Genomic DNA, 12,134 nt, shown 5'->3' with positions numbered 1-12,134 from the left:
ATATTTTCATATAAAAGTAGCTCATAGAATACTATAAATACTATCTAATTTCCTACACTAGATTTTCTTATAATTATTTTGTTGTTTTAGATCTTACCCCTGTGAAATTAAAATTGAAAGCTCCTGTGCTTCCACCTTGTCCACCCTTAGGTATATCCCCACCTTTTAGCTTTTCATTAACTGCTTTTTCTACTGCAGATTGAAAAGCCTTTTCTACTGATTCAATACTTTTATTACATGTATCAGCACTTTCATAATTTAATATCTCTACTAATTCCTTAGGTAAGCCTTTTTCTGCTAGAGTTTCATAAGCTTGTGCCTTAAGTTCTCTGGTAGTAATATCTCTTTCCCTTTTCTCTAGCTCTGCTATTCTTTTTTCTTCTGCATACTTTGCCTTTTGCTCAGCATTCATCTTTGCAAGTTTTTCTGCTTCTGTCTTAGCATTTTCTAATTCAGCAGCCTTTTCTGTTTCCCACTTATTCTTTGCAGTTTCAAGAGCTTTTCTAACTCTTCTATCAAATTCACCTTGGTAGTTCTTATCTCCCTTTAAAATATCATCAAAAGATTTATCTCCCTCAGTTCCTTTATCTCCTTCAGCACCTTCTCCTGTACCAGTAGTAGCTTCTCCTTCCCCTCCTGTTCCATTTCCAGCACCAGCACCAATTCCTGCATCCGCTTCAAGCAACTTCCCCATACCTAATTTTTTTCTTAGATTTAAATTTTGTATAAACATATAATCCTCCTTGCCCATCATGTTCAAAGCCCATGATGTTCACATTATTAAACAGTTTATCGTCTTATTTAGGACAAAATAAAAAGCTTAGATAAGATATCTAAGCTTTCTTCATATATATATATATTTTTTTATTTAAAAATTGGAAATTTCTATTTTAAATTCTTTCAGTATACACGTTAGCACCATTTTGCCCAACATCTAATACTAACACTGTTCTTCCTGTAAACCATGAAGGAGTTCCAGTTACTTGAGCTCTAGCATGTTGTAAACTAGTTTCCTTCGAACGAACTAAACTTACGCTTACATTTGAATAACCAACTGTTGGAGCCTCATATGCATCTGTTATCTCATCATTATAGTCACCATAGTTTATTGTATAAGATGCTTTAAATGCTAACTTAGCAAAACCAAGGTTAGTATAAACAGTACAATCTGAAACACTAGTGTGATAAGTAGAACTATCTACACTTCCACCAGAAATTCCAGTAGCAAATTTAGGTTTATATAGTTTTGTTTCTGAATACGAACCATCTTCAAAAACTTTTTTTGTAGTTGTTACATAATCAAAAGTATATGAGGTTTCGGTAAACTTACTATTTTCTGTAATGTTATCCCATGGTATATGATTTTCATATTTATAAATTAACTCATCAATTTTAGAATCAGAAACCTTATTATTCTTTAATTCATTCCTTATAGAATCAATGCTTGGAAAGTTCTGCTCACTATCTTCTTGAGATAAAGAAGTTTCCTGATTAGTTGTGGATGCAGACGCAGAAATTTGTGATGTAAAAATAGAAGTTGTTACAAATAAGCCTGTGATTAGTGTAGTCAATAAAAATTTTTTCATAAAAATTCCCCCTTTTATAATTCTCCATTTTTCTAATATATCTAAATAAAAATTTTATTATTTAGTCTTTTTCATTTTCTTTATTTTCTAAGTATTTAATTATACTATCAAATGTTTTTATACCTTTGTTCATAAATTTAGTTGCTAAAACCAAAAAATAAATTAATGCAAACAATAAAATTAAGTAAATTACTCCTGGTATTATAAAGTACGGATCGCTCATGAATTTCCTCCTCAACTGTATTTTTTATATTATACCATGTAAAATTTATGTATATCAACCTTTTTTTTCAATTTTTAGCAATAACTTTATATGTAACTAAAAAACCGTATTTATGAAAAACACGTAACTTTGCTATTTTCATTAAGTTTATTTAATTTGCTTGTTTAAACATTGTATTACTTCTTTATTTTTAGCCATAAATAAAAGCACCTATTTCCTATTAAATAAGTGCTTCTTAATTATTATGATATTCACATTTTTTACAAATCTCACGCCATTTAATGATCTTTTTAACATCACTAGGTAACATATTTTCTTTTATGCATCCTTCACTAACATCAACAATAACTACACATTCTCCTATATCAATTTCTTTATTTATAATTGGACACTTAACCATTATCTTTTACCACCTCTAAAATCTTTTTAAATTTTTCATCATACTCTTCACTTTTGTATGCTGTACTTATTATTTTATTTTCTAAATTTACTACACTGCAACCACCCTCAGATACATAAACAACTACTTGTCCTTTCCATCTACTATATGCTACAACAGATTCATCTATATAATTTTGAGCCATTTCTTTACTTACATTATGATTTCTTTCTGAGTTTATATGTGTATCAGCAAACTTATAATCAGTTATATCTATTCTATCAATATACTTAATGACTTCACCTTTAATGTGCAAATCAGTTGATTCTTGGACAATTCTATTAAACCTAACTGTCTTTGAATAATCCTTTTTAAGTTCTTCCCATTTGCTAACTTCATTATACTTTATATTTTGGAAATCTTCCAATGTTTCTGGTGATTCCTTACCCAATACTTTCTTATATTGTTTATACTGTTTCCTATCCGATGACTTATTCTTTATCATCTTCTCAAACATTTTTGTTTTTCTTTCTCCATATTTGTCTATAACATATTTCTTATACCATTCCTCGTACCCTATATTCTTATCTAATAAATAAGTTTTTCCTGTTTTAGGGTCCCTCGCAAGCCTCTTTAAATTATTAATAGTTTCTTCTCCGAAGTATGCTATAGTTACTGACCTACAATATGGATGAAGTGGAGGAAGATTTATTCCTGATACTGCCTTTAATACTTCATATACTTTTTTGTCATGTTCTCTACATAGTAAAGATGTTCTTAAATCTAATGTTGCTACAAAAACATACTTATCTATTTTACATTCTTTATAGCTAGCAATTTCAGCTTGATTTGTAATATACGTTGTTTCTGTTCTTACTAATCTTTCTGCTGCATGTTTACCATACTGAGTTAACTCTTCTAATTCTGCTGCCATTCTTCTTGAATTTTTACCTGACATAAGTCCAGCTGTAACGGTTTCTCCAAGCTTTTCTGCAAGTATATCAGTATTATTCCATATTCTTTTACTATAATGCTTACCGCTCCACTTATTCTTTAATATTTCTTCAATTAATGTTGCATGCATGGTAGAAAAGTTAAAAGCTAGACCTGTACCCTTTTGAATATCATACATACTATGATAATAAGCATTATTAATATTATCTATATACCCTAATGTACTTGCTCTTTTCTCAATATCAGCTATTATTTTGCTATTAATATAAATACTTTCCCTAATAGCTTCAAGCCTTGTTATCCTTGCTTTATATGCCTTTGAATTAAGCTTGGCCATTAAAAAAGCTTTTATACCATCGTCTTGTATTTGTTTAATTTTCCTTCTAATATCCTCTAATTCTTTCTTCGATATATTAGAATTTAATAGCTCTCTTGCTTCTTTGGATGTTAGTTTACTTCCAAGTTGATACTTATAGAATATTTTATTTATATCCTTGTTAATATCTCTAATAGCCTTATCATAAGTAGAATTAATTAAAGCTATAGTATTATCACTATTTTTATGATAACTCTCCATACGTAAATCTGCTCTATTTCTCCAATACTTACTATTCTTCATCTACCTCACCAGCTTTACCTAATTCGGTATTTTTATCTGATTCAGTATTTTTAAAATCGTAACTACCAAAAACCTTTTGTTGCTGTTCAACTTTCTTTTGATTCTCTTCATCAAGTCTTTTTCTTTCCTCTTCCACGTCAATATCAGGATCAAACCTTTTAATTCTAGTTTCCCAGCTAATAAATCCTTCTGTCTCTTGTGCTATCCTAGCCATAAGTTCATCATCTACTGGAAGACTTCTTTTCATAGTAATATCAATATCACTAGCCTTAAAATTTTTAGCTCTTATATTCTCTATGTTTTCAATAAGTTTAAGTCGTTGTCTTAATCCTCTTTTAAAATATCTCTCTTTTATTTTTCCTAACTGCTCCATGCCAAAGAGCTTGTACTTCATTGCAATTCCACTAGAATTACCGACAAAATTCTCGTCTGTAAGGCATGGAACTTTACTAAATTCATGAATATCATCCTTTAATGCTTTCTTGAGAACTTCTATTTCTGTTTCATTAAGGTTTTTAACTAACCATTTAGCATCTCCACCAGCTGGTATTTCTATTATTTTCATTTCCTTTAACAACTTAGCAGTTTCTGTCATTTCATCTTCATCATCACCTAAGCTTGCACCTATTACAGCTAACAATGCATCTACAACTTGCTCTTTATCATTTACTCTATCAGATTGTAATAAATTGTATGCATCAATAATTGTTATAACTCCTTCGAAATCTCCCATTAGCTTCTTGTTGTTTTGATACTCAATTATTGGCACTCCATTAAAATAATGTTCCTTTTCTTCTTTTAACTCTGGCTGAGTGTTTGATAAATCATTGAAAAAATATGTGAATATTTTATTTTCTGTATAAACATTAACATCATAACCTTTTAATGTTTCATTAATATCTCTTTTTTCATTGTAAGTTACTGCAAACATAGGCTTATGCATTACAGTATTATCAACAACTAAAAAAGTATTTTGCGGACTTAACACTGCAAGTTCTGGAATTGGTTCATCAGCATTATTCATATAAATTAATTCATAACTAAACCCAAATATACTCATATCTAAAGCTAAATCATTATTGTGTCCATCTTCATCTATAATTGTAAATATATTATTTAGTTCTTCTGCTCCATTTCCTGCATAACTTACTGGAACTCCAAACACATATCCTGTAGCCATATCACTTATATATTGTGCATGATTAGCAACTATTTTATTATTAGGAAGTTTATCATTGTTTAATACCCTACTTAGTATCTTATGCTCTCCATCATAATAATTATTTAGCTTTTCTAATCTATCAAGCATATTTTTATGACTCTGTATGCATTTAACTAATAACTCAACAAGGTTTGTTTCATCTTCATTCAACAAATCTCTGTCTTTTATAATTGCCATATAATCACCCTTTCATGTAATTTTATATCAACTTGTGCTTTTATTTGTAAATTATGGTATAATTTAATCAATATGATAGGAAGGGGGTAACAGTATGAGTGATCCAAATCTACCAGCTGGAATTTATAAATGTACTACTCCAAAATGCACTAATGAAGTTGTTCATAGCGAAGGTGAAAACTTCGCACCTTGTGGAGTATGTGGTAAAAACAATTGGACATTAGTAAGAAAAGCTAAATAAGACAAATGAAAGTTGCATTTCAAATATATGCAACTTTCATTTATCACCTTAATCCTAATTTAGATTTATTTTTGATTTTTATTTTAATACTATTTATTTCATCTTCCATTCCGTATCTTACAGCATCTATTGTATGATTGTTCTTGTCTGGATACTCTCCCTTAAAGTTACCTTCCTTATCTTTTTCAAGTTCATATCCTAAGAACTCTCTCTTTGTGTTAGGGCATCTTATAGGATCTATTATTATCTCTTCTATTTCTTCAGATAAAAATTTAAGACCATGTTCAACTGAATCTGGTCCTTTCTTTGCTCCTATTATATTTAGTCCTAATTTTTGAAATTCACTTATTGTTCTAGGTTCAGCGCTATCAGCAGTTACTCTCTTATTTGATGGATTTAATTTTTTAATACTTTCTACAGCCTTACTATTGCTTAATTGCACTTTATAAACTTCTCCAAATATATAAAGCCTTTTTCTAGTTTTATCATAATGCATTAAAAGATAGGCTAATGGATCTGCTGCATAACCAAAATCTAATCCATTCTTTAATCTATCAAATACCTTTATTTCGTCATCTGTTATTTCTCTTATTGTTATGTTTCTAAACACTTCTCCACCTGTTCCAGTTACATCTCCTAAATAATCATGTTCATATTTAATTAAATTAACTTTCTTGAGGTGTTCAGCTTCAATTATGAATTGTTCTCCTAACCACTCCTTAGATACTGTTAGGTAAGTACTATGATGAATGAATTTATCTTTTCTTTCTTCAAGCACTTCCATATTAGTCCAATTTCTTTGACTTTCAGGTGGATTAAATGAATAGAATACAAAGAATTTAGGTCCACCTCTCATTAATGATTGATTAATATTTCTAATCTTATCATAGCTTTCAAACTCATCTACTTCTTCATACCATGTATACTTTATATATCCTTTGGGTACTTTAGTAGATTTAACTTTCTTTGGATTATCAGCACCTTTAAACCTTATAACTTGACCAGTAGGCTTATATGTTATAGTGAGTTTACTTTCTGGTACATGCCATTCATTACTAACTCCTAAAATATCGATAGCCCATTTAATCTGATCCCTTACTGACTCTGATAATGTATCTTTTACTCTCCTTAACACTAATGCATTGGACATTATTCCTTGCTTAGCATCTTTCATCATATTAAGTACTATTTCTATAGAAATAAAAGAAGACTTCGTACTACCTCTACCACCTTTAAACCAATAGTGAGTGTGAAGTCCTTGTTTAATATCTTTATGCGCCCCGTAGAAACTTGTAGCTATTATATCTGTAAGCTTAACTCTACTAATCATCTATATCATCTACTATTTGAACTGGTACAGAACCTTCAAACTTTACCTTATCATTAAACATGCCTAAGTGTTTTCCTAATAACTCTAATGCTTTCATTTTATCTGCAAGTTTAACTTCTCTTTCAACCCCTTTGCCATATGCAGTTGGAACAGTTTTAATCTTTACTGACTGTATTGTTGCTAGATCATCATCAGATACATTCTTCTTTACGGTTGCCGTATTAACATTAATTACATCTGCTGCTTTTACAAATGCTATTCTTGCAAGCTCTTGAATAACCCTATCTTGATTTATCCCAGTTCTTCTTGAGCGCTCTGCTATAGCTCTATCAATGTACTCCTTAATTGCTGACTTTTCTAACAACTTATATCCTTGAGAGTCTGCATATTTAGGGGTATATCCCGCTCTTATTGCTGCCTGTGTGACATTAAGGTCTATTAAATATTCATCACAAAACAACTTTTGCTTATTAGATAACTTGGCCATTAATGCCACCTCACTTTCTGTGAAAAATAAAAAGAACTCATGTAAGTATGAGTTCTAAGTCTAAATATTATTAATTATAATTTAAATCTAGTATACTTTTAATATTAGGGTACTTTTTACTGATTGAATTCTCTATATAATTTACTAATTCCTCGTCTTGTTTAGCATGATTAATTGCAGGAGAAAATGCAAAAGAGCTATGCCATGATACATCTAAAAGCTGTTTATTTTTCAAGTTAACTGAAGCTAATATATTTGAAAATTTGTCAATATCAACAGTTCCTTCCGTATTCTTCACTCTTAGTATTATGTAATAAAACATTGCAAACAAATATTTATCATAATCTTGTGATACTTTAACCATTTTTTCAACATATCTTCTAAATAGTTCTAAATAGTTTAAATTATCAACATTTAATTCATTTTGTGTATTGGTATTTGCTCTCCATAAATTTGATACATTTTCAATTATACTAGATTGCATTTTATCAATATCATCTTTGTTAATTGCTGCATTTTCTAATTTGTTGGTTGCCGACTTTACATCTGATACAACTAACTCTAATTCTTTGGCTAGATTTATTAATGAATCTTTTACATTATCTGACTTACTTTCTCCTATTATTGTCATTATAATTGCTATCACCGATAAGATAATAGAAGCTACAGTACCAGCAAATGATACTTGTTCTACGAATTTATTATTGCAATAACCAGCAATAACAATAATTATTGATATAATAGTTATAGCTATAATAATAATATATTTTACATGTAATTTTAGTTTTTCATGCTTAATCCATTGATTAATTTTTTTATAATCTTGCAACTATTCCACTCCCTCTCCTATATAAATATTATACAAAAGTTGGCATATTCCTTCTATAAACCTCAAATAATTATAAAATAAACCAATAGAATTTACTATATATCCTCAAGTCATGGAGGGATTCCACTTCCTTTCAAAATATATTTTCTTTGTTCTACTGGTTTATTAATAACAATATTACGAGGGAGACTTTAATTCATCTTTCGTTTAACTATAATTTTTCATAATACCATTATACTATAGTATAAAATCCACCTCAATCCCAACAAAAACTAACATTTTTATCCTTCAAATTTATATCAAATGGCTTTATTACTAATTTATACCCTATTGACACTACTAACATTTTAAAGGCTAATGCCATCAATACCAAAAAATAAAATTGATAAATCTTCTATAGCTAATCTCACATCTCTTCCAACAGTTTTAACATTAAGATTAAAATATTCTGCTACTTCCTCATAATTTGGTATACTATCATCTGCTCTCAAATCAATGTACATGTATTTGATTACTTGATATCTTCTCTCTTTGCTCTTGCCTTCGTTTTTACATATGGCTTCATAGTATTTCATAGCCTTATTTATATGCCCAACTATTATTAAAGTTCTGATCTTTGTTCTACTTAAAGCTTGTACATATTGCTCTTCATCATCTATTGCCTCAATATCATCCAATACGTCTATCACATTTTCTTCATAGATCTTATTGGTTGAACTATTAGCAATTTTATTATGAGCCTTCAACGTTCTATAATGTTTTAAAAGTAATCTTGTATTTCTTAACCTTCTATCATATCTCTTTTTGGTTTTATGATATTCTTGGTCTTTTATATACTTTATTCCTTCACGAATACCAATCTTTACTGCTTCCTCATAAGTTATATCCTTTTGTTCCATATTCATCTACTCCTTTACATCAATCTCTATTCCAGTTTCTATTATCCACATTCTTTCACTTATCAGTTTATTCTTATGTTCAATATTAATATCTTGTATTAAATTAGGTTCATCAAATGTCAAAGCCTTCCTATGACCTCTCCAAAGAATCAAGATACACATTTGTATTAAATCAAAAGTTTCTCTTATGATCTCCTTTAAATTACTTAGTGTTTTATCCTTATCATAATTCTCCAAACCTTCAATCACTTCACTATGCTCCTCTGTTAATTTAGCTGCTATTTGATTTAAGGATATTGTTGTATTATCTATTTTCAATTTATTATTCTTCTTTAAAATATGCATTAATAGCTTCATCCCTATATTTCCCTACTTTCATTTCAATTTTTAACTTTCAGACAAATCTGGTTTATTAGGTGTGTACAATGTGAACAAATTTTCTCTATATAATATAATACGTGTATTAGGCGTATAAGCGTATATACATATATGCCTATTTATACTAATACTACTTTATAGTATTTTTTTGTTCACATTGTTCACGGTAGCTTTTAATCCCTTATGGTTACCATGTTTATTGCGTGAACAAAGTATGTGAACAAAGTCAAAAATTATGTTCACGTTGTTCACACTTCAAGAAACTGTAAAAATTAATCTTATTCACACCCTTTAAGCCTAATTACATTAATTTTGAAAGTTTGATTATTTCTGTTCACATTGTTCACGTACTACTTTTAATCGTGCTTTTACTGCTTCTAAAAGTACATTTTGATTAACTTCTTTATCACTTAAAGTCTTTATTACATCTTCATCCACTGTATTTTTAGCTATAATATGATGAATAATTACTGTCTCCTTTTGCCCTTGTCTGTGCAATCTTGCATTGGCCTGTTGATAAAGTTCCAAATTCCATGTAAGTCCAAACCATATAATGATATTTCCACCGTATTGAAGATTAAGTCCATGAGCTGCTGATGCAGGATGTAATAAAAGTATTGGTATTTCTCCGTTATTCCACTTTTTTATATCTTCTTGACCATTTAACTCTTGCCCATTAAGTTTATTATCTTTTAAGACTTTCATAATCCTACATAAATCATGTTTAAATGAATAGAATACTAAAACTGGTTTGCCATTGGCTACTTCAATAATATCTAATAATGTATTTAACTTTTCTTCATGTATCTCGACAACTTCATGATCTTCTGAATAAATTGCACCATTAGCCATTTGAAGTAATTTACCTGTTAATACTGCTGCATTAGTTGCCGTTATATCTTTATCATCTAATTCTATTATTAAATCTTTTTCAAGTTCTTTGTATTGATTCTTAGCTTTCTTGGGCAAGTCTATATAAATCTTATTATCAATTCTTTCAGGAAGTTCTAAATAATCTTCGGCCTTCATTGAAATACAAATATCTGATATTTTATTATGAATAGTTTCCTCTGAGCCTTCTTTAAGATTCCAGTTATAAACTATATTACCATTCCTATCCCCAGGTTTAAAATACTGCTCTCTATATCCTGTAACTGTTCTTCCTAACCTTTGTCCACCATCTAATAAATAAAGTTGTGACCATAGATCTATTAATGAGTTTGGTGCAGGTGTTCCAGTAAGCCCTATACGTCTTTTAAAATATGGTCTTACCTTCTTTAATGCTCTGAACCTCTTGGCCTTACTTGACTTAAAGGAACTTAATTCATCTATTATACAAGTGTCCCATTTCCACGTTTTAAAGTACTTTTTAACTAACCAAACAACATTATCTCTACTAATAACATAAATATCTGCATCTTTTTCAACTGCTTTCTCTCTTTGTTTCGGAGTTCCTAAAATCATTACCATTCTTAAATTGCTTAAGTGATCCCACTTATCAACTTCTGTGGACCAAGTATCTTCTACAACTCTTTTCGGAGCTATAACAAGAACCTTATTTATGTCACCTAGAAATAATAAATTGTCTATTGCAGTTAATGAACTAACTGTCTTCCCCAAGCCCATATCTAAAAATAAACCTGCAGCATTATTATCCATTACATGATTAATTGCATATTTTTGATAATCCCATGGTTTAAAATTCATATAATCACCTTCTCCCTATACTTTTGTATTTTACTAACTTGCTTAACTAATTTAATCACACTATATTAATTAATAAGCAATAATACTCATATGAGGTTTTATTGTTTCACACTACTCTATCACTTTTTCTAAATAACTAATATATAATGATATTGATAATAACTAATAATCAGGAGATTTTTTAATGCTATATTTTGATGAAAAACAATATAATTGTGACCCAAATTTGTATAGAGATGCTTCTAATATTAAATCTAGCACTAACTTAGAACCTACTTGTGGATTTGAAACAATACTAGTTGAAAATTATTTCACTTACTATTATTATCCATATATTTTCTGTCAGGATGCTTGTTATAATCCGCTTACTGGAACCTATACACCTACTGGTTCTACTAAATTTTGTGGGTGGTATGCCCCTACTCCACCTCATATGATACGCCCTCCTAGATGTTGTGTATATTGGCATAGTGGAACACTCTATTATCATGAATATCATGAAGATGGATTATGTCCTACTACAGGGCCTAACCATAGCAATTATTGGACTTCTTGTATTGTTAATAATGATAGCGAATGCAATAACACTAAGTGTCCTCACTAATTTTATTAATAAATATATGGAAACATTGCTTTTTCACAAATAAATTTACTTTTTCAATTGTATCTAAACACTCAACTTGAAACCCTAATTCTCTTAGCTCTTTAGCCCTATATTCTTGAATCTTTCTAAGTTTCTTGCCTGGTGCCTTTAATTCTACGAAGACTACTTTCCCACCAGGTAAGAGCACCATTCTATCTGGCACTCCAATTACTCCTGTTGGATTCCATTTATAAGCCTTACCTCCTATTTTCTCTACTTGCCTTTTTAAGTATTTTTCAATTTTTGACTCTTCCATACTTAAACCTTACTATGCTCTAAATCATTCTGCGTCGAAATTCTTACACACCAAATAAAATCTTTGTTATACATTTCCGCTTTCTGAGTATTAAAATTAGTTACTTTAATAAATTGTTTATTAGTTGCTTGATAATTTACATCTTCCATTGATCCTTCTACCAATACACTACTTTTATCTTTAAGACATAATCTAAGAATCATT

General features: G+C 29.6%; 16 protein-coding genes. 2 read left to right on the top strand and 14 right to left on the bottom strand.

Annotated features, from left to right (window positions below):
• Positions 1 to 73: 73 nt before the first annotated feature.
• The 6 genes from FAY47_RS03200 to FAY47_RS03185 form a co-directional block, all read right to left on the bottom strand.
• On the bottom strand, positions 74 to 733 hold the full coding sequence (locus tag FAY47_RS03200; protein ID WP_243129525.1) for a DUF4355 domain-containing protein: 660 nt from the start codon (positions 731 to 733) through the stop codon (positions 74 to 76).
• A 157-nt stretch (positions 734 to 890) separates the two neighbouring features.
• Positions 891 to 1,586, bottom strand: coding sequence for a hypothetical protein (locus tag FAY47_RS03195; RefSeq protein ID WP_143314973.1), 696 nt, complete (start codon positions 1,584 to 1,586; stop codon positions 891 to 893).
• Between the two features lie 61 nt (positions 1,587 to 1,647).
• The gene (locus FAY47_RS20195; RefSeq protein WP_185966701.1) at positions 1,648 to 1,809 is read right to left on the bottom strand and encodes a hypothetical protein; all 162 of its coding nucleotides are present in this window, start codon (positions 1,807 to 1,809) and stop codon (positions 1,648 to 1,650) included.
• Positions 1,810 to 2,044: 235 nt separating this feature from the next.
• Positions 2,045 to 2,209, bottom strand: coding sequence for a hypothetical protein (locus FAY47_RS20190; protein WP_185966700.1), 165 nt, complete (start codon positions 2,207 to 2,209; stop codon positions 2,045 to 2,047).
• Entirely contained in the window at positions 2,202 to 3,761 is a 1,560-nt protein-coding gene (locus FAY47_RS03190) for a minor capsid protein (protein ID WP_143314972.1), read from the bottom strand. Before FAY47_RS03190 ends, FAY47_RS20190 begins: the two co-directional genes overlap by 8 nt.
• On the bottom strand, positions 3,751 to 5,160 hold the full coding sequence (locus tag FAY47_RS03185) for a phage portal protein (RefSeq protein WP_143314971.1): 1,410 nt from the start codon (positions 5,158 to 5,160) through the stop codon (positions 3,751 to 3,753). Before FAY47_RS03185 ends, FAY47_RS03190 begins: the two co-directional genes overlap by 11 nt.
• A gap of 94 nt (positions 5,161 to 5,254) precedes the next feature.
• Between FAY47_RS03185 and FAY47_RS20185 the strand changes: the two genes are divergently transcribed.
• Positions 5,255 to 5,401, top strand: a complete 147-nt coding sequence (locus FAY47_RS20185) for a hypothetical protein (protein WP_185966699.1) — start codon at positions 5,255 to 5,257, stop codon at positions 5,399 to 5,401.
• 43 nt (positions 5,402 to 5,444) lie between these two features.
• On the opposite strand, the gene FAY47_RS03180 is transcribed toward FAY47_RS20185, so the two are convergent.
• The 6 genes from FAY47_RS03180 to FAY47_RS03155 form a co-directional block, all read right to left on the bottom strand.
• Complete coding sequence (locus FAY47_RS03180) at positions 5,445 to 6,731, bottom strand: PBSX family phage terminase large subunit (RefSeq protein WP_185966698.1); 1,287 nt, start codon at positions 6,729 to 6,731, stop codon at positions 5,445 to 5,447.
• Entirely contained in the window at positions 6,724 to 7,218 is a 495-nt protein-coding gene (locus FAY47_RS03175; RefSeq protein WP_143314970.1) for a terminase small subunit, read from the bottom strand. Before FAY47_RS03175 ends, FAY47_RS03180 begins: the two co-directional genes overlap by 8 nt.
• 70 nt (positions 7,219 to 7,288) lie before the next feature.
• Entirely contained in the window at positions 7,289 to 8,047 is a 759-nt protein-coding gene (locus FAY47_RS03170) for a hypothetical protein (protein WP_143314969.1), read from the bottom strand.
• 347 nt (positions 8,048 to 8,394) lie between these two features.
• On the bottom strand, positions 8,395 to 8,946 hold the full coding sequence (locus FAY47_RS03165; RefSeq protein WP_143314968.1) for a hypothetical protein: 552 nt from the start codon (positions 8,944 to 8,946) through the stop codon (positions 8,395 to 8,397).
• A 6-nt stretch (positions 8,947 to 8,952) separates the two neighbouring features.
• A complete protein-coding gene (locus FAY47_RS03160) occupies positions 8,953 to 9,303 on the bottom strand; it encodes a hypothetical protein (RefSeq protein WP_143314967.1) in 351 nt (116 codons plus the stop codon).
• Between the two features lie 345 nt (positions 9,304 to 9,648).
• On the bottom strand, positions 9,649 to 11,031 hold the full coding sequence (locus FAY47_RS03155; protein WP_143314966.1) for a DEAD/DEAH box helicase: 1,383 nt from the start codon (positions 11,029 to 11,031) through the stop codon (positions 9,649 to 9,651).
• Positions 11,032 to 11,215: 184 nt separating this feature from the next.
• Between FAY47_RS03155 and FAY47_RS03150 the strand changes: the two genes are divergently transcribed.
• Positions 11,216 to 11,635 carry a hypothetical protein gene (locus FAY47_RS03150; protein WP_143314965.1) on the top strand — a complete coding sequence of 140 codons (420 nt, stop codon included), beginning with the start codon at positions 11,216 to 11,218 and terminating at the stop codon, positions 11,633 to 11,635.
• On the opposite strand, the gene FAY47_RS03145 is transcribed toward FAY47_RS03150, so the two are convergent.
• On the bottom strand, positions 11,619 to 11,930 hold the full coding sequence (locus FAY47_RS03145) for a VRR-NUC domain-containing protein (protein WP_143314964.1): 312 nt from the start codon (positions 11,928 to 11,930) through the stop codon (positions 11,619 to 11,621). The two genes, FAY47_RS03150 and FAY47_RS03145, sit on opposite strands and share 17 nt — an antisense overlap.
• Before the next feature lie 2 nt (positions 11,931 to 11,932).
• Complete coding sequence (locus FAY47_RS03140; RefSeq protein ID WP_143314963.1) at positions 11,933 to 12,133, bottom strand: hypothetical protein; 201 nt, start codon at positions 12,131 to 12,133, stop codon at positions 11,933 to 11,935.
• Position 12,134: the final 1 nt, after the last annotated feature.

The organism is Clostridium sp. HBUAS56017 (genome assembly GCF_007115085.1).
Lineage (GTDB): Bacteria > Bacillota > Clostridia > Clostridiales > Clostridiaceae > Clostridium > Clostridium cibarium.
The sequence above is the reverse complement of the archived record's forward strand: the minus strand, read 5'-3'. Positions and strand labels throughout refer to the sequence as shown.

Coding starts and splice junctions, on each gene's coding strand:
- FAY47_RS20190 (WP_185966700.1), bottom strand. CDS start 2,209: ATGGTTAAGTGTCCAATTATAAATAAAGAAATTGATATAGGAGAATGT.
- FAY47_RS03155 (WP_143314966.1), bottom strand. CDS start 11,031: ATGAATTTTAAACCATGGGATTATCAAAAATATGCAATTAATCATGTA.
- FAY47_RS03195 (WP_143314973.1), bottom strand. CDS start 1,586: ATGAAAAAATTTTTATTGACTACACTAATCACAGGCTTATTTGTAACA.
- FAY47_RS03190 (WP_143314972.1), bottom strand. CDS start 3,761: ATGAAGAATAGTAAGTATTGGAGAAATAGAGCAGATTTACGTATGGAG.
- FAY47_RS03200 (WP_243129525.1), bottom strand. CDS start 733: ATGTTTATACAAAATTTAAATCTAAGAAAAAAATTAGGTATGGGGAAG.
- FAY47_RS03145 (WP_143314964.1), bottom strand. CDS start 11,930: ATGGAAGAGTCAAAAATTGAAAAATACTTAAAAAGGCAAGTAGAGAAA.
- FAY47_RS03140 (WP_143314963.1), bottom strand. CDS start 12,133: ATGATTCTTAGATTATGTCTTAAAGATAAAAGTAGTGTATTGGTAGAA.
- FAY47_RS03150 (WP_143314965.1), top strand. CDS start 11,216: ATGCTATATTTTGATGAAAAACAATATAATTGTGACCCAAATTTGTAT.
- FAY47_RS03160 (WP_143314967.1), bottom strand. CDS start 9,303: ATGAAGCTATTAATGCATATTTTAAAGAAGAATAATAAATTGAAAATA.
- FAY47_RS03180 (WP_185966698.1), bottom strand. CDS start 6,731: ATGATTAGTAGAGTTAAGCTTACAGATATAATAGCTACAAGTTTCTAC.
- FAY47_RS03165 (WP_143314968.1), bottom strand. CDS start 8,946: ATGGAACAAAAGGATATAACTTATGAGGAAGCAGTAAAGATTGGTATT.
- FAY47_RS20195 (WP_185966701.1), bottom strand. CDS start 1,809: ATGAGCGATCCGTACTTTATAATACCAGGAGTAATTTACTTAATTTTA.
- FAY47_RS20185 (WP_185966699.1), top strand. CDS start 5,255: ATGAGTGATCCAAATCTACCAGCTGGAATTTATAAATGTACTACTCCA.
- FAY47_RS03185 (WP_143314971.1), bottom strand. CDS start 5,160: ATGGCAATTATAAAAGACAGAGATTTGTTGAATGAAGATGAAACAAAC.
- FAY47_RS03175 (WP_143314970.1), bottom strand. CDS start 7,218: ATGGCCAAGTTATCTAATAAGCAAAAGTTGTTTTGTGATGAATATTTA.